Here is a 16899-nt window from a genome sequence, read left to right as displayed (position 1 = left end):
TTTGGCGGGCATCATCCTTTTTGCTGATATTTCAGTATTGATTGATCATTTATTAGCATGTCAAGTTAGTGTTGATAGGGCAGGATGGGCATTAGTTTGCATGGTGGGAACAGTTCCGCGGGGCCAGTGGCTCCGCCGGAGTGGGCGTCGATCAACTGGGATAAGGGATGGGACGAGGATGGTTATCCAGACAGTGAAGAACCGGCCGTGGTTATATGTTCTTTTGATCCTTCCGGTGATCATCGTCCTGGGCATCTACCTCCCATTGGCCAATCGATTGCCAGACATCACCGCTACGCACTGGTCATCCACCTACCCAGACGGATTTACCCGCACTGGAGTACTTGTTCCCGTGTCCATTGGTCTGAGTATCGCAGGAGCCATCATCGGGTTGAGCTCATTGGCTCAACGCCGCAAGCCGGCCTTGTTGCTGGCCCTGCTCTTTATTGGTTCCCTTCTTTCGTGGACCACCGCAGGGGTCTTCATCGGCTCGGTGGTTCCAACCGCGCTTGCAGAAACACCTCAGACTGCCGTCATCGGCATCTGGATGCTCCCCATGGCGGCCTGCACGTTGGTGTCCCTTGTTCCCCTATGGATTTGCGGCGTGTACCAGTCCTATTCGAAGCAAGTGCAAGAAGAGCGACAGGCGCGAATCAACCGGGGCCAAGGACTCGCGGCGCCCGCGCCTCCAGGCACCCAGGGTGCGGACGGCACTGAATTCAGTGAAACCATGAAGGCCCCTTGGTGGCTGTGGGTGCTCGGGATTGTCGTTGCAGGAGCAGGAGTTTTCATGCTCCTCGAAATCTCGATGCGTCCAGGGGCGAAGGAATGGACCGCAGCCATGATCGGCCTGGCAACTTGCCTGGTGATTACCCCGCTGACCTTTGGACTGTGCTTGATCCGGGTGACCATCACTGAACAGCGCATTCGGGTGGCTTCGGCCATCTTTGGCTTTCCTTTGCGCACCATCAGGCCCGGGGAAATCCAATCGGTGACCAGCACCGAAATCGACCCCATGGCGTGGGGCGGATGGGGCTGGCGCTTCTTTCCTGGCGGATCGGCCGTGGTGCTGCGGCGTCATGAGGGCTTGGCCTTCGAGCTGAAGAATTCATCGAGATTTGCCGTGACCGTTCCGAATTCCCAGCGTGGCGCAGAGCAGCTGAACGCGCTCATGCAGAAGAACGGATCCTGCTAGTTCCTTTGCCGGCGGCCTCAGAGGCGTTTACTTCTGGAAGGTTCGCATCGGCCCGATCACCACGGAGCGCAAGGCCAGCGACGAGATCAGCGAGGCCGCAATGACGTGGAAGATTCCAAGGCACGCGTAAACCAGTTGCAAATCATCGGGAATCTTCTGGATATGCGGGTGCGGCAGGAAAAATGACAGGCCAATGATGATGGCCCAGACGATGATGCTGGCTGCTCCGACGCTCCTGGACCAGCTGGTCTTGCGCACCTCGTGGCTCAGCGGCTGGATGCGTTGCAAGACCGCGCTGGCCAGCACCATCCAGAAGGCCGACACCAGGAAGCCGGCAGCGATGTCGCTGGGCCGATGCCAACCGCACACCAAAGTGGCCACACCGGTGATCGTGGCAAAGAGCCACGCGATTGGCTGGACCACAGGTCGCAGCCTGGGCGGAGAAATGACATACATCAAGCCCATCGCCGCTGCCGCCGCGGTGGTGTGCCCGGAGGGAAATGAATTGCCCGTCGTGCCAAAATTGAAATCCGGCCTGACCAGGACCTCATGCTTGAGCAACTGTGTAGTGGCCAATGCCGCGGCGCAGGCCAGAATCGCCACCGTCGCACGAAGGAACCGGCGATCCCTGATCACCCGGTAGAGCAGGAAAATCGCGGCAATCGCGCCGCAAATTACCGGAAGCAGATCAAGGAATTCACGGACCGGATCCAATAATTCGGTCCGCGGCCACCATTGGGACCAAGCCATGAACCCAGCCTGATCGGCCCACTGTCCTGCGCGAAGGTGGACAAAGAAAAAATACTCGATGCAGAAGAAGGAGACCAGCAGCAGCAAGGCCAGCCACCACCGAATGTGGTGTGGGCGCGTGGCTGCTGAATGTCGAGGCATATCTCTAGCCTTGCACAATTTCTGCGTCAAACGTCAGCCTATGACACTGTAACCATGGCCACGCTCGCTAGGCTTGGAACATGAGCTTTGAACTTCCACCGCTGGCTGACTTGCTGGCACATAGCTACGTGGTCCGCCTCCCGATGCGCGTTAAATTCAGGGGAATCACCCAGCGGGAAGCACTGCTCATCGAAGGCCCCGAAGGGTGGGGCGAATTCTCGGCCTTTGTCGAATACGCCCCAGCCGAGGCGTCGCGCTGGCTGTCCGCTGGCATTGAAGCTGCGTACCAGCCTTTCCCCGAACCGCTGCGCACCACCATTCCGGTCAACGCAACCTTGCCCGCGGTAGCGGCGAGCGAGGTAGGGGCCGTGCTGGAAAAGTACGATGCTCCGCACACCATCAAGATCAAGGTCGCCGAACAAGGCCAGGGCCTCGAGCAGGACTTGGCCCGGGTCGCAGAAGCCCGTCGCCTCTATCCGCAGGCGGCGCTGCGGGTGGACGCCAATATGGGCTGGGATATCGGCCAGGCGGTCCATGCGCTCAAGGCCCTGAGCGAATTCGATCTGCAATACGCTGAACAGCCGGTGCCCGGCATCACCGGTTTGGCCGAGGTGCGAGAGCAATTGCGCACGGCAGGCATCGACCTGAAAATTGCTGCCGACGAAGCGGTGCGCAAGCATACCGACCCGCTGGAAGTCTCCCGGCTGGGTGCCGCAGACCTCATGGTGATCAAAGCCCAGCCACTGGGCGGAATCCGAGCCGTCCTGGACATTGCCCAACAGGCGGAGCTCGACGTCGTAGTGTCCAGCGCCTTGGACACCTCCGTGGGCCTATCCCAGGCCGCTGCGCTGGCTAGCGCACTGCCCGAGCTGCCTTATGCCTGCGGGCTCTCCACCGGAACCCTTTTTGCCGATGATGTCTGCGCCGAACCGCTGCTGGCCACCGCAGGTTATCTTCCGGTGCGGCGCATCGACGCCGATCCCCGAAAACTGAAGCAGCTGCGCCCCGAGCAGCAGCGGGTTGACTGGTGGTTACGAAGAGTCGAGCAGTGCTACGAACAACTAGTCAAAGCCTAGTTTCCAACAACCATCTATTTCCCCGCAGTTAACTTGAGCGTTGCATTTTGCACACTTCAGGGTGAAAACCTCATATCGCGTCGTTCCCCTGACAGCGAGCCCCAACCGAGGAAGTGATGGATCATGAATCCAACCCGTACCCTTTTGCCAATGCTAGGCCATACCCGCGGCGGACGGTCCGCAGCAACCTGCCACTTCAAATGTGGAGATGCCTGCGTAAAGCCGGATTGCAATACCTCGACCAACAGCTACTTCAAAGACATCGCCGACAAGTCGCTCTCCCGCCGCAGCATGCTGGGCCTTGGCGCAATCGGTGCGTCGGCCTTGGTTGTCGGGCCACAGCTCTTTGGCGCGCAAGAAGCCAGCGCGGCGCCTTTGGTGCCGCTGAAGAACGGCAACAACGCCGGCGGCCACTTGTCCTTCGACGCCATTGAGCCGGTGTCCCGATCGGTAGACAACGTCAGCGTTCCTGAAGGATATGACTGGAATGCCATCATCCGCTGGGGCGATCCGCTATTCAAAAACACCGCGCAATTCGACGCCACCAAGCAGAGCGCCCGCAAGCAGGCCGAACAATTCGGCTACAACTGCGATTACCTCGACATCATCGTTGACAAGTACTCGGGCCGCACCGGCGTGCTGGTAGCCAACCACGAATACACCAACGAAGACATGATGTTTGACGCTGCCTGGTTCGAAGCGAACAAGGATGAAGCCCGCCGCATCGCCATGAACGCACACGGCTTCAGCGTCGTCGAGGTCAAGCGCAAGAAGAAGGACAAGAAGTGGAGCTACGTCCAGGGCGGCGAGCGCAACCGCCGCATTACCGCGCAGACTGAATTCACGCTGGACGGTCCGGCATCCGGAAGCGACCTGCTCAAGACCGTTGCCGACCCGACCGGAACCAAGGTCCTGGGCACCTTGAACAATTGCTCCGGCGGCACCACCCCATGGGGCACCATTCTCTCCGGCGAAGAAAACGTTGACCAGTACTTCAGCGGCAAGGGCACCGCCGAGGAAGCGCGCTACGGCATCGGCACCGGCGCCACCGAGCGCGGCTGGGAAGACACCGATCCGCGCTTTGGCCTGGGCAACGAAGGCTACGAAAACGAGGCAAACCGCTTCGGCTGGGTCATCGAGATCGATCCGCAGGATCCCAAGTCCACCCCGGTCAAGCACACCAGCCTGGGACGCTTCAAGCACGAGGGCGCCAATGTGCGCATCGCCAAGAACGGCAAGGCCGTGGCCTACTCGGGTGATGACTCGCGCTTCGAGTACCTGTACAAGTTTGTCTCCAAGGGCACCTATTCCAAGCACGACCGCCAGCAGAACATGAAGCTGCTCTCCGAGGGCGACCTGTACGTCGCGCAGTTCAACGGCAACTCGCCAGCAAGCGAAATCGACGGCAGCGGCCAAGTTCCATCCGACGGCGCTTTCGACGGCGCCGGCACCTGGCTGCCGCTGGTCAAGGGCGGTGCCTCCATGGTCGACGGCATGAGCGTGGAAGAGGTTCTGGTCTACACCCGACTGGCCGCTGACAAGGTGGGCGCAACCAAGATGGACCGCCCGGAAGACGTCGAGCCAAGCCCGATCTCCGGCAAGCTCTACGTGGCCCTGACCAACAACTCGGACCGCGGCAAGGCTGGCAAGGAAGGCGCCACCGAGCCGAACCCGCGCATCTCCAACCGCGATGGCCACATCGTTGAACTGACCGAAGCCGGCAACGACGCAACCAGTACCAAGTTCACCTGGAACATCCTGCTGGTCGCCGGTGATCCCAAGGTCAACGGTTCCACCTACTTCTCCGGTTACCCCACCGACAAGGTCTCGCCAATTTCCTGCCCGGATAACCTGGCGTTCGACTCGAAGGGCAACCTGTGGATCTCCACTGACGGCGCTCCAAGCACCATCGGATATTCGGATGCCCTGCACAAGGTCACCCTGACCGGCAAGGACCGTGGCCGAGTCGAGCAGTTCCTCGCCGTGCCAACCGGCGCGGAGACCTGTGGCCCGCTGATCCACGACAGGGACAACTCGGTATTCGTCTCGGTCCAGCACCCGGGTGAAGGCGGAACCTACGCTGCACCAACGTCGCTGTTCCCGGACTACCTCGCCAACTCGGCTGCTGCTTCGGCGGGCCAGTTCTATGGTCCGCGTCCAAGCGTGGTGCAGGTCTTCAAGGAAGACTCGCACCCGGGCAAGGGGCATGGCAAGGGCAAGGGCAAGAACAAGTAGCCTGCAGCTTCTTTGGCCCTGAGGCGCCAGGACGATCGGAACACCGATCGCCCTGGCGCCTTTGCGCATCGTCGTACCACGTGAACCGGTGCCAAGGCATAGACTGGGAGAACTGCCGCAGCATAGGAATCGAAGGAGCCACACCGCGTGGGATTGCAGCAACCAGATCAGCAATTGGCCATCACCACGGCTCGTGCGGTGCTCGGCACTCTGATTCAAGCGGGTATCCGGGACCTGGTCATTTCTCCCGGCTCGCGCAGTGCGCCACTGGCCTATGCCGCGGCGGAAGCTGAATTTGCTGGGCTGCTCAGGGTCCATGTGCGAATCGATGAACGTTCGGCGGCTTTTATGGCCCTGGGCCTGGCGCAAAGCACCGCAACGCCGGTAGCCCTTGCAGCCACCAGCGGCACGGCCATCGGCCAGATGCTTCCGGCGGTGATGGAAGCCAACCACACTTCCACGCCACTGCTCGTTCTTTCGGCAGACCGCCCGGATGAATTGCATGGGACCGGGGCCAGCCAGAGCACAAAGCAAAAGGCGCTTTTCGGCGACCACGTGCGCGTCGCGCTCAACGTGCCTGCCGGTCACCAGGCCGGCACCTGCGTTGAACAAGCGCTGGAAGCATTGCAGGGCACCGGGCTGTTCCCCGCTGGCCCGGTCCAACTGAATCTGCAATTCCGGGATCCGCTCATTCCGGCAGAAAATGAGAGCATTGGGCACCAGTACTGGGCCCGGATCCAGCCAGGCCTCTGGCCTGCCGCCGGCGATGCGCTATCCGCGGCTGCGCCAGCGCTGGCCGCAGGCCTGCCCCTCCGGCGAACCGTCGTGGTGGCTGGACACGGGGCGGGGGCGCAGGCGCAGGCGTTCGCCCAGGAATTGGGCCTGCCGCTGTTCGCCGAGCCGTCCTCCAATGCCCGGTTCTCGGCTCATGCCATCACCCACTACCGCCCGCTGATCGCTGTCGGCGCGCAACGCATTGAACGGGTTGTGCTCTTCGGCCGCCCAACCCTCAGCCGCCCTGTTGCAAAGCTCTTGGCCGATCCGAAAATCCAATCCGCCATCTGGCAGCCTGCGCCTGTGGCGTGGTACGAGGCTGGCCGCCGCCGCGAAACCCCGATCAGCCAGTGGAATGAGCTTCAGGAATTCGCAGGAACCGCACCAAGCGGCTGGCTGGCGGCTTGGCAAGAACTTGATGCCCGGGCCCAGGGCCTTCGCGGCGATTTGAAGCGAGACGGCGCTATCAACGGACTTGACGTTGCCGAAGCGATCTGGGAGCGCCAACCCGACGTGCTCCTGCTGGGCTCCTCAAATATCGTTCGCGATTTCGACCTGGCTGCCCGCCCGGGTGCCGCTGATCAGGCCACAGTGTACGCCAATCGCGGTTTGGCCGGCATCGACGGAACAATCTCCACCGCGCTGGGACTGGCCGTTGGAAGCGGGCGGCGGACCGTGGCAGTGATGGGCGACATTACCTTCGCCCATGACGCCAGCGCGCTGTCGTGGACTCCGGGAGAGCCGCAGCCGCAACTGGACGTGGTGGTGTACAACGACGCCGGCGGCGCCATCTTCTCCACATTGGAGCACGGAGCAGTTGATGGTTCCGGGCGTTATGCCGACGCCGTGGAGCGCCTATTCGCCACACCGCAGCAATTTGATATTCAGTGCCTGGCCAAGGCCTATGGGTGGCAGTATGAACGCGCCACGACAAAAGCTGAGCTGAAAAACCTGCTGGAGCAAACCGGGGGAGCCAGGCTGCGCTTGATCGAGGTACCCGCGTCGAGGGATCACCTGCGGGCAGATGGCCAGGAGCTCAATCACAGGATCGGGCAGCTGTCCTGGCCCGGATTGTGACTCTTTGATTGACTGCAGAAACAATTCATCCCTTGCAGCGAGGACCTGGCGGAACCCGGTGCAAGGGATGAATTGTATTAACTTTGCCTAGATATCGACGTGGGTCGGATCCAAGACGCGGCGCAGGAAGTCCTGGGTCCTTGGCTGCTGCGGATTGCCAATGACATCCGCTGCCTTGCCTTCTTCCACCACGACGCCGCCGTCCATGAAGAACACCCTGTCCGCCACTTCCTTGGCGAATGCCATCTCGTGCGTCACCACCAGCATGGTCATACCGGCCTTGGCCAGATTCTTCATGATGGCCAGTACCTCGCCGACGGTTTCAGGATCCAACGCGCTGGTGGGCTCGTCGAAGAGCATCAGGGTTGGTTCCATCGACAGGGCGCGGGCGATGGCCACGCGCTGCTGCTGGCCGCCGGAAAGCTGATCAGGGTAGCGATCTCCGAAATCGCCTAGTCCGACTCGCGCCAGGTGTCCCAGCGCGACTTTCTCCGCGTCGGCCTTCTTGCGCTTGAGCACCTTGATCGGGGAAACCGTGCAGTTCTCCAGCACCGTCAGGTGCGGGAAGAGGTTGAACTGCTGGAAGACCATGCCCACTTGCTGGCGCATCTTATCCAGATTCACCTCCGGGTCGGTGACCGCAAAGCCGCCGACCGTGATGGTTCCGCCATTGGGCTTTTCCAGCAGATTTACGCAGCGCAGCAGGGTGGACTTGCCTGAGCCCGAGGGGCCGATGAGGCAAACTACCTCGCCGGGCTTGACGTTCAGGTCGATGCCCTTGAGCACCTCGTTATCGCCGTAGGATTTGCGCAGTCCGGTGATTTCCACGCCAGCGGCATGAACCGAAAGTTGATTAGTGTCAGTCGACATTCTCAAGTCCTAACTATCGCTTGGTCTTCGCCGCGCGGGATTCGAATTTGCGGGCTACCAGGCTCAGCGGGATGGTGATCACCAGGTAGAACAGGCCAGCCACGACCAGCGGGGTGATGCCTGCATCCAGCTGGGAAATGCCATCGCGGCCGAATTTGGTCATCTCGTACTGGGCGGCGGCCGCGCCGAGGATGAAGGCCAAGGAAGTGTCCTTGGTCAGCAAGATGATTTCATTGGTCATCGGAGGCAGGACGATCTTGAAAGCCTGCGGGATGACAATGGTGACCATGGCGCGCCATGCTGGCATGCCCAGGGAGCGAGCCGCTTCCGTTTGGCCCTTGGGAACGGCCTGCAAACCGGCGCGCAGGGTTTCAGCGATGTAGGCCGCGGAAACCAGTCCCAAGGCGAACATCACGTTCACCGGCTGAGGCCACGTTGTTCCGAAAGCTTGAGGCAAGCCAAATCCGAATGCCAACAGCACCAGGATTGCGGGGATGCCTCGGAAGAATTCGATGAATGCGGTGGCAAACCACCGGTACGGCGCGAATGACGCCATTTTCATCAGGGCCAGGAGAAGACCCAGCACCAAACCGAAAGCAAAGGAAATGACGGTGTAGAAGATCGTATTCTTCAGGCCGACCAGAATCATGCCGGGAAACATCGGGCCGAGCTTGTCGAAGGAGAAGAAAGCGTAGGACGCTTTTTCCCAGTCAACGATTGCCACCAGGGCGATGATGATGGCAAAGAAGAGCACAATCTGAATGATTTTGCTTGTGCGGGCGCGCTGACTAGTAGTCATTGCCATTGGTTTTGTACCTCTCGTAAAGGTAGCGGGGGTTCGGGCGGCAACTATGCCCAGCGGCATTCATTGCGCCGCGAACCCCCGCCCGGTAGATCAATCCGTGTTCAGCGGAGACTTACTTCTCGCCGAACCACTTCACGGTCAGTTCTTCCATGGTGCCTGCATCGGTCAAGCGCTTGAGCGTTCCATTGACCAATTCCAGGGTGTCTGCCTTGTCCTTCGGAACGGCAACACCGAGCTGCTCGCCGGTCTTGAAGTTGGCGACAGCCTTGTAATCAGGCTTGTCCTTTACCGCGTAGCCAAGAACCGACTGGTTGCCCAATACGGCATCAACCTGGTTTGCCAGCAGCGCCTGGGTCTGCAATCCGGCATCCTCGTAGCCGACGATGTTATTCAGCCCTTGTTCCTTGCCGTACTTTTCACCGGTGGTAGCCTGCTGGACGCCAACCTTCTTGTCCTTGGCGGTTTCCAGGTCGGTGATGCCCGAGCCGTTCTTGGCGATCAGGACCAGGTCGTCATCCATGTAAGGGGTGGAGAAGTCCATCTTCTCCTTGCGAGCGTCGGTGATGGAGATCGAGGAAATGGCGATGTCGCACTGGGTGCTGAACAGGCCGGATTCGATGGAGTCGAAGCTGGCGTCGATGACATTGAGTTCCAGCTTGGCGTCCTTGGCAATTTCCGCCGCGACATCCATGTCGAAGCCGACGTTTTTGCCGTCCTTGACGAATTCAAATGGCTCGTAGGGGATATCCGAGCAAATGGTCAGCTTGCCCTCGTTGATCGGGAAGGATGCGCCTTCGGATTCCGAGCTGGAGCCGCTATCGGAACCGCAGGCGGTCATGGCTAGAAGTGCTACGGAGCTGAGCGCGACGGCGGCTGCGAATTTTTTCTTGGGGCTACGCATAGGATCAAAACCTACTTTCGGGTCATTGCGAGTGGATCACTGCGATGCCCCAATCATAACCGCGACAGCACCAGCACGAGACGCACTTCACACAACTGCTATCGAGAGTAAGGAGAACTTACGCTTTGGAAAATCAGGCAGATCATCCACTCTGGCCACGTTGGCAGGTGGGCTATTCGGCGCCCAGAGCCTGGCGCATAGGGCGCATTTTTGCCCACGACTCGGCCAACTCATCTTCCGGAACCGAGCCGGGAACGATGCCGCAGCCGGCGTACAAGCGCATGAGCTTCTCGTCCTCCAGGATTCCACCGCGCAAGGCGATGCCGAATTCCCCATCGCCACGGCTGTCAACCCAGCCCACGGGACCGGCGTAGGGTCCGCGGTCCATGCCTTCCAATTCACGCAGGAGCACCCCGGCCTTTTTCGTCGGGGTTCCGCACACCGCCGCAGTTGGATGGAAGATTTCGGCAACATCCAGGGCCGACGGCAACGCGCCGGTCGTATCCGCGCGCAATTGCGCCCGCACATCACTGGCCAAATGCCACACATTGGGCAACTGCAAAATGAATGGCTCTTCCGGTGCGCTCATGCCGTGCGAAATAGGATTCAGCGAATGGGTCAACGAGTCAATAGCCAGCTGGTGCTCATTGCGCTGCTTCGGGTCCTCGAAAAGGCGGTGCTGTGCAAAGCCCGGATCATCGGCCCCGGCCGCTGCGCGGTCCAGGGTTCCGGCCAATACGCGCGCCTCGGCCAAGCCATCGGTGACCCGCACCAGCATCTCTGGAGTTGCGCCGACCAAGCCGTCAACGCTGTAGGTCCAGCAATTGCCGTAGCGCTCGGTCAAGGCATGGACGACCTTGGACAGATCGATTGGCGTGCTGCTGTGGGCCAACACGTCCCGGGCCAGCACCAGCTTCGAAATGCCGCGCTCGTCAAAATGCCGCAGGGCCTTTTTAACGGCCTCGACATAGGAGCCGGCGGTCAACTGCCCGCTGGTCAGCTTGATGCTGCCGGCAGCTGCCTCGGGAATGGCGGCATCGGCCATCAAGGCCGACGCGCGAGCCAAGGCCTGTTCGTAGGTGACGCCATCGAGTTCCTCGGCGGTGCCGGTGAGCGTGATCCATGCGGTCTGCTCATCGCGGCCAATGACCAGCTGGGGAATGATCATGCGGGATTCGAAAACGCTGGTGAAGGAGAACGCGAAGGAGCCGAAGCTGACCAGGCCGGTGCCCGGGCGATTCAGCGGGTCGATGATCCGGGCGTTCTCGATGATCTGCGCAAACCATGCCCGGGCCCGTGCGAAGCGTTCCTCGCCATGGGTGTGCAAGCGGGCAGCGGTGCCAAAACCGACCAGGCCATGCCCATTTCGGGTCCAAACCAGGCTTCGGTGACGCAATGAGTCGCCAAGCAGCGTTTGCGGAGCATCGACATATTCAAAGGTGATGCTGGTGAGACTAGGGGCCGACAGCTGATGGGCGCTGGCGCTGAGAACGGGCGAATCTGCAGACATGATAAGGCTAAGCCTACCGCGCGATGCCGGGGAAAATGCCGAGCAGGTGTCCCCAGTCACGACTGTGAGTTATGGCGGGTCTGGTGATAACTGCTGGCCTGAGCCGGTAAACTCTAGAACGAACTGCTAGGTCGCTGGCCAGCCTGCACGTGCGCGTTGCACCGTGCCAGCATCTAGTGGTGGACAGCATCGGCTAGAGTGAAGAGATGTTTGTCTGCATATTGCAGGCGCCAAAGTCTTCGCATACCGCGATGGCCACCCCGATGAAAGATAAGTAAGCCGTAGAACAGTGACTGATTCGAAGAGCAACTGGACCGCAGCCGGACATGAAGTGTCGGACTCGATTGAGCTGAATCCTGAAACCGCTGCATTAGCTGCGGCTATTAATCTTCCCTCGGGCTTTGCGATGCTTGCCGAGGACCCGGACTTCGGGCCGGCGATTTCCATCGGCATGGCCAAGGTCGAGAAGCTGCTGCGCGATGCGCTGGCCAATTCCGACCCGTTGATCGATGCCTCTAGCCGGCACCTGGTCGAAGCCGGCGGCAAGCGGGTGCGCCCGCTCTTGGTGCTGCTCACCTCCCTGCTCGGCCACGGCGTGACCGATGAAGTGATCAAGGCCGCAGCCGTCGTGGAACTGACCCACCTGGCAACCCTGTACCACGACGACGTGATGGACTCCGCTCCGCTGCGCCGCGGTGCTCCCACTGCCCACGAGGTCTGGGGCAACTCCGTTGCCATTCTGGCAGGGGACCTCATCTTCGCCCGGGCCTCGGTCTTCGGCGCCGACCTTGGCCCTGAAGCGGTGATGTGGCAGTCGCGCACCTTCGAGCGCCTGTGCCTGGGCCAGCTGCACGAATCAATCGGGCCGCGTGAAGGCGACGATGAAATCGAGCACCACCTGCAGGTCATCAGCGACAAGACCGCCTCCCTGCTTTCCACCTCCGGAGCCTTTGGCGCGCGCTTTGGCGGAGCGCCGGAGTTCATCGAGATACTGCGCGAGTACGGTGAAAAGGTGGGCGTTGCCTTCCAGGTAGCTGACGACGTCATTGACCTGGCCTCCGCGAAGGCCGACTCGGGCAAGACGCCGGGCACTGATTTGCGTGAAGGCGTCCCGACCTTGCCGATCCTGCTGCTGCGCCAGGCCGCGGCAGCCGGTGATGAGCAAGCCGCGCAGGCCGTGGCCCTGGTGGATGCCGACCTTTCCACGGATGAGGCACTGGCCAAGGCCGTTGAAGCCGTTCGCGCGCACTCGGTACTGCACGATGCGTGGAAGGCCGCACGACAGTGGGCCGATGACGCGATCCAATCGCTGGCGCCGTTGCCGGAAGGCACCGTGAAGCAGGCGTTGATCTCCTTCGCCGACGCCGTGGTGACCCGCGACGCCTGAGCAGGATTCGAAAGACTGAAAAAACCGCAGCGCATGAAGATCACGGTCTTCATGCGCTGCGGTGTTTAACCAGCCGAATCATCTCGTCAACGGATTACTTCCGAAGCTTGCAGCGGTTCAGGGTGCTCCGGGGAAAAGAGCGCCCGGCGCAGCTGCTGCGCCTTCAATGCCCGTTCCTCTATCGAGACCCGATGGCGCAGCTGCTGATACAGCTGGTCATCGTGATAGCGGGGAAATACGTGCTGGTGGTAATGCCAGACATGCTGGTTTCCCGCGGGCTCATTGTGCTGCCGGGTGCTGGTGCCTTCCGGATCCCACGCCAGCTTCATAGCCAATGCCACGCGCTTGGTTTCCTTCATGATGGCCGCGCCGGTGGCATCATCCAGGTCGTAGAGCGCTTCCAGATGCCGGGTGGGAATGATCATGGCATGCCCGCCATAGTTTCCGAACCCATCACAGGCCATGATCGCCGCCACCAAGCCGGTCTGATAGATCAGATCGGTAGGCGCGCAAAGATTGTCCTGGCTGAACGGCAGATCCTGCACCAGTTCGCAGAAAGGGCACTGGTACTCGGCCGGCTGATGGGAACGGTGGAGCACTAGTCCTCCAGTTCGGCTGCCAATTCGTCAAAGACCCATGCGAACATGTCCAGCGTGAATTCGCTGAACGTGCCTTCTTCGCTGGTCCATGTGCCCTTGGCGTTGTTGCGGCGGTAAACGATGGGATCGGGAACATCCAGCTGCGAGGCCTTGAAGGCCCAGACGAACTTTTCTTCTTCGTCCTCCAGGAACAACAGGTGGCCGTCTTCGATTTCCAATTCCTCGGGGTCGAAGAAGTAGTGGTAGGCCTCCATGAAATCTTCATTGTTGCCCAGCGCCAGGTAGAACTCCTCGAGCACAAAGGGAATGGAAACCTTGGACTGGGCTAGGGCATCACGCAGTTCTTCGCCGTTGAGCCCGTCGGCTTCATTCCACTGGTCATCCAAATATTTGGGGACCAAGGAACGGAACTTCTCTAGAAACATGTCAGCCATGTGTTAATCCTATTCGAGATTAGCCAAGCTCAAGTGCGCTCAACGCGATCCACAGCTGGACTCGGTCGCTTGTCACATTCGGGTCGTAGCCCGAGAGCTCCGATATCTGCTGCATGCGGTAGCGCACGGTATTGCGGTGCAGGCCCAGCGCTTCGGCTACGGCGCCTACCGAGCCATCGCGGTTCAGGTACTCGCGCAGCGTCAGCAGGAGATCTGAATCATGGGTGGAATCAAAGTCCTGCAGCGGACCGAGTGCTTCTGCGGCAAGGTCCTGCAGCGGCACATCCCTGGCGGCCAAGAGCAGGGAAGTGAGCGAGAGCTTGGTGGGGACGTTGATGCGCTCGCCGTGGCGCAGGGATTCGAGCGCCTCGAAATAGCTCCAGCGGATACCGGTGGTATTCGAGTAGCGGCCGCCATATCCAACCCGGGCCGAGATCCCGGCGGCCTGAAGATACTCATCGAGATGCTTGATGGACAGCTGGACCTTGCTGTGCGCAACGATCACCGCCAAGCGGCCTTCCATCATCGCTGAAACCTGGGAGGAAAGATCCGCGGGAAGGGGCAAGGTCTGCAAGCGCTCGGCCTGGGTGGAGGCCTGCACCAGGATGACCGAGTGCTCGCGCTGCGGATTCAGGCCCAAGGCGCCAAGGCGCCCTGCGGCGTCGGCCCCGACCAAGGTGCCGGCAGCCAAGTCGGCGAGCACCTGGCCATTGGCCTGGCGCTGCGAGGCGCGCAACCGCGATTTGTTGGCCATCTCCAGGCCGATCAGGGACTGGGCATAATCCACGACAGGATCATGCACATAGGGTTCTGCCAGGTGCAGGATGCATTTATCACGCAAGCCTGTGGCCACCGGCAGTTCGTGCCAGCTGCGTTCGGGGTCATGGTCCCCGCTGATCACCTCGCCGTGAAGACTTAACGCCACGTCCGTCCCGAGCATGCGGGCCAGTTCATCGAGCATGCTATCGAGGTCGGAGGAGAGCAGGGAACGAGCCAGCTTCTGGTGCGATTTGAGCAAGTTCTCCACGCGCTTGAGATGCTCGGCATTCATGGCTTCAGCGATGAGCCGGGTAATGGCGGCGAAGGGAACCTGGTAGGGGACTTCGAAGACAGGCAGCCCGACTTCGCGGGCCGCGACGATGGTGGCTTCAGGCACGGAGGCATGTTCCAGGCCGGTGCCGAATCCCAGGGCCACCGCATCATTGGCGGCAAGCACGCGCACAAATTCCCGTTGCGCGGCCTTGGTTTTCTGGCGCACCCCGGTGGTCAAGACGATTTCGCGGCCGGTGAGGAACTTGGACGGGTCCAGCAGCTCGGTGATGGCTGACCAGGTGATGACCATGTCGTCGCGATGGGTATGTTCGGTCATCGGGCGGAGATCGAGCTCGTCATGCTCCAGCAGTCCGCGTAAACTAATTGCCATGGAGCCATTCTAGTTGGCCTGCGGATGGTTCCAATTTCAGCAAATTGCTCAAATAATGGACACGCGTTACCGAAAATTGACCAGAATGTGAACTTTTTGCAGTAGCTTAGACACATGAGCTCTCCATCTTCAAAACAGGGCGCTCCACTCGCATCCGAAAAGCGTGAGACTTTCAGTTCACGAAAGCTCTTCATTCTTTCTGCGGTTGGTTCGGCCGTTGGACTGGGAAATATTTGGCGTTTCCCGTACGTCGCCTACGAGAACGGCGGCGGTGCATTCCTGATCCCATACCTCGTAGCTATCCTCTGCGCAGGTATTCCACTGCTGTTCCTCGACTACTCGATCGGCCACCGCTACCGCGGCTCGGCTCCGCTGGCCTACCGGCGGGCCAACCGGAAAACCGAAATGCTCGGCTGGTGGCAGGTGCTGATCTGCTTCATTATCGCCATCTACTACGCAGCCATCATCGCCTGGGCCGCCATGTATTGCTGGTTCTCCATCACCAAGGCCTGGGAGAAAAATGCAGAGGGAGCTTCCGGCTTCTTCATGCAGGACTTCCTGAAAGTCTCGGACGACGTCAATGTCTCCTTTGACTTCGTCGGCAATATTTTCACCCCAATGCTGATCGTGTGGCTCGTAGCCATCGTGATCATGGTGGCCGGCGTGAATAAGGGCATTTCCCGGGCCAACGCAATCTTCATGCCACTGCTCATCGTCATGTTCGCAATCCTCGTAGTGCAGTCCGTGTTCCTGCCTGGCGCAATTGACGGCCTGAACGCCTTCTTCACCCCTGACTTCGAAGCGCTGCAGAATCCGGCAGTCTGGGCTGCGGCCTTTGGCCATATCTTCTTCTCGCTGTCCGTGGCCTTCGGCATCATGGTGACCTATTCGTCCTACATGAAGCGCAAGAGCGATTTGACCGGTTCGGGCTACGTCGTAGCGTTCGCCAACTCCAGTTTTGAACTGCTAGCCGGTATCGGCGTCTTCGCTGCCCTGGGCTTCATGGCGCACAACGCCGGCTCGAGCGTTGACGAGGTGGCCACCAGCGGCATCGGCCTGGCCTTCATTGCCTTCCCGACCATCGTCTCGCAGGCGCCGCTGGGCGGGCTGATTGGCGTGCTGTTCTTTGGCTCGCTGGTCTTCGCTGGCCTGACCTCCCTGATCTCGATTCTCGAAGTGATCGTGGCGGCCTTCCAGGACAAGCTGGGTTGGAAGCGCACTCCGGCCACCTTAGTCGTTGTTGTCCCGGTGGCGATCATTTCGCTGATCTTGTTCCCAACCACCACGGGCCTGTACCTGCTGGATACCATGGACGCCTTCGTGAACCAGTTCGGCATCCTGGCCTGCGCACTGGTGCTGGTCATCGTCTTCGGGGCAGGCCTTGGCATGCTGCCAAAGCTGGCCAAGCACATGAACCGCCACAGCTCCATCAAGCTGGGCACCGGTTGGAAGGTCCTGGTTGGCGGCATCGGCCCAGCGGCCCTGGGGTACATGCTGATCAATGAAGTGCAATCCAAGATCAATGAGTCGTATTCCGGATACCCGCTATGGTTCAACGGAATCTTCGGCTGGGGCATGGCCGGGCTGCTGATTGTTGGCGCCGTAGTGCTCTCCTTGATTCCATGGAGCAAGAACTCGAAGGCCAACGACCCGGAGTTCAAGGAGCATCAGCAGAACGTTGAAGCAGAAGAACTTCCCGAACCAGCCGGAAAGGAATACTAG

Annotated in this window: 14 protein-coding genes; 6 read left to right on the top strand and 8 right to left on the bottom strand. The window is 60.5% G+C overall.

Annotated features, from left to right (window positions below; translation table 11 throughout):
- Positions 1–178: 178 nt before the first annotated feature.
- Positions 179–1195 carry a DUF3093 family protein gene (locus tag H6F58_RS15755; protein WP_195182126.1) on the top strand — a complete coding sequence of 339 codons (1017 nt, stop codon included), beginning with the start codon at positions 179–181 and terminating at the stop codon, positions 1193–1195.
- A gap of 27 nt (positions 1196–1222) precedes the next feature.
- On the opposite strand, the gene H6F58_RS15750 is transcribed toward H6F58_RS15755, so the two are convergent.
- Positions 1223–2086, bottom strand: coding sequence for a phosphatase PAP2 family protein (locus H6F58_RS15750; protein WP_146275798.1), 864 nt, complete (start codon positions 2084–2086; stop codon positions 1223–1225).
- Positions 2087–2166: 80 nt separating this feature from the next.
- Here H6F58_RS15750 and H6F58_RS15745 point away from each other — a divergent pair, with 80 nt between their 5' ends.
- The 3 genes from H6F58_RS15745 (at position 2167) to menD (ending at position 7248) form a co-directional block, all read left to right on the top strand.
- Positions 2167–3162 carry an o-succinylbenzoate synthase gene (locus H6F58_RS15745; protein ID WP_195182125.1) on the top strand — a complete coding sequence of 332 codons (996 nt, stop codon included), beginning with the start codon at positions 2167–2169 and terminating at the stop codon, positions 3160–3162.
- A gap of 123 nt (positions 3163–3285) precedes the next feature.
- The gene (locus H6F58_RS15740; RefSeq protein WP_195182124.1) at positions 3286–5397 is read left to right on the top strand and encodes a PhoX family phosphatase; all 2112 of its coding nucleotides are present in this window, start codon (positions 3286–3288) and stop codon (positions 5395–5397) included.
- Between the two features lie 147 nt (positions 5398–5544).
- Positions 5545–7248 carry a 2-succinyl-5-enolpyruvyl-6-hydroxy-3-cyclohexene-1-carboxylic-acid synthase gene (gene menD / locus H6F58_RS15735; RefSeq protein ID WP_195182123.1) on the top strand — a complete coding sequence of 568 codons (1704 nt, stop codon included), beginning with the start codon at positions 5545–5547 and terminating at the stop codon, positions 7246–7248.
- Between the two features lie 87 nt (positions 7249–7335).
- On the opposite strand, the gene H6F58_RS15730 is transcribed toward menD, so the two are convergent.
- From H6F58_RS15730 to H6F58_RS15715, 4 genes are all read right to left on the bottom strand, one after another.
- Entirely contained in the window at positions 7336–8118 is a 783-nt protein-coding gene (locus tag H6F58_RS15730) for an amino acid ABC transporter ATP-binding protein (protein ID WP_195182122.1), read from the bottom strand.
- A gap of 13 nt (positions 8119–8131) precedes the next feature.
- Positions 8132–8923 carry an amino acid ABC transporter permease gene (locus H6F58_RS15725; RefSeq protein ID WP_195182121.1) on the bottom strand — a complete coding sequence of 264 codons (792 nt, stop codon included), beginning with the start codon at positions 8921–8923 and terminating at the stop codon, positions 8132–8134.
- Between the two features lie 112 nt (positions 8924–9035).
- A complete protein-coding gene (locus H6F58_RS15720) occupies positions 9036–9824 on the bottom strand; it encodes an ABC transporter substrate-binding protein (protein WP_195182120.1) in 789 nt (262 codons plus the stop codon).
- 172 nt (positions 9825–9996) lie between these two features.
- Entirely contained in the window at positions 9997–11334 is a 1338-nt protein-coding gene (locus H6F58_RS15715) for an isochorismate synthase (RefSeq protein WP_195182119.1), read from the bottom strand.
- A 289-nt stretch (positions 11335–11623) separates the two neighbouring features.
- Between H6F58_RS15715 and H6F58_RS15710 the strand changes: the two genes are divergently transcribed.
- Complete coding sequence (locus H6F58_RS15710) at positions 11624–12721, top strand: polyprenyl synthetase family protein (protein ID WP_146275787.1); 1098 nt, start codon at positions 11624–11626, stop codon at positions 12719–12721.
- An 86-nt stretch (positions 12722–12807) separates the two neighbouring features.
- Here the strand turns inward: H6F58_RS15710 and H6F58_RS15705 are convergent, their stop codons facing one another.
- The 3 genes from H6F58_RS15705 to H6F58_RS15695 are packed head-to-tail and all read right to left on the bottom strand — an operon-like array spanning position 12808 to position 15177.
- Positions 12808–13320: an HIT family protein gene (locus H6F58_RS15705; protein ID WP_146275785.1), complete on the bottom strand. Its 513-nt coding sequence runs from the start codon at positions 13318–13320 to the stop codon at positions 12808–12810.
- The gene (locus tag H6F58_RS15700) at positions 13320–13754 is read right to left on the bottom strand and encodes a hypothetical protein (protein WP_060702291.1); all 435 of its coding nucleotides are present in this window, start codon (positions 13752–13754) and stop codon (positions 13320–13322) included. The genes H6F58_RS15705 and H6F58_RS15700 overlap by 1 nt, the downstream gene beginning before the upstream one ends.
- Positions 13755–13773: 19 nt before the next feature.
- Positions 13774–15177, bottom strand: a complete 1404-nt coding sequence (locus H6F58_RS15695; protein ID WP_195182118.1) for a PucR family transcriptional regulator — start codon at positions 15175–15177, stop codon at positions 13774–13776.
- Positions 15178–15291: 114 nt separating this feature from the next.
- On the opposite strand from H6F58_RS15695, the gene H6F58_RS15690 reads away from it, so the two are divergent.
- Complete coding sequence (locus tag H6F58_RS15690; protein WP_195182117.1) at positions 15292–16899, top strand: sodium-dependent transporter; 1608 nt, start codon at positions 15292–15294, stop codon at positions 16897–16899.

The organism is Glutamicibacter sp. FBE19 (assembly GCF_015524875.1).
Taxonomy (GTDB): Bacteria; Actinomycetota; Actinomycetes; order Actinomycetales; family Micrococcaceae; genus Glutamicibacter; species Glutamicibacter halophytocola.
Note: the sequence above shows the minus strand (reverse complement) of the source record. Positions and strands in the feature narration are given on the sequence as shown.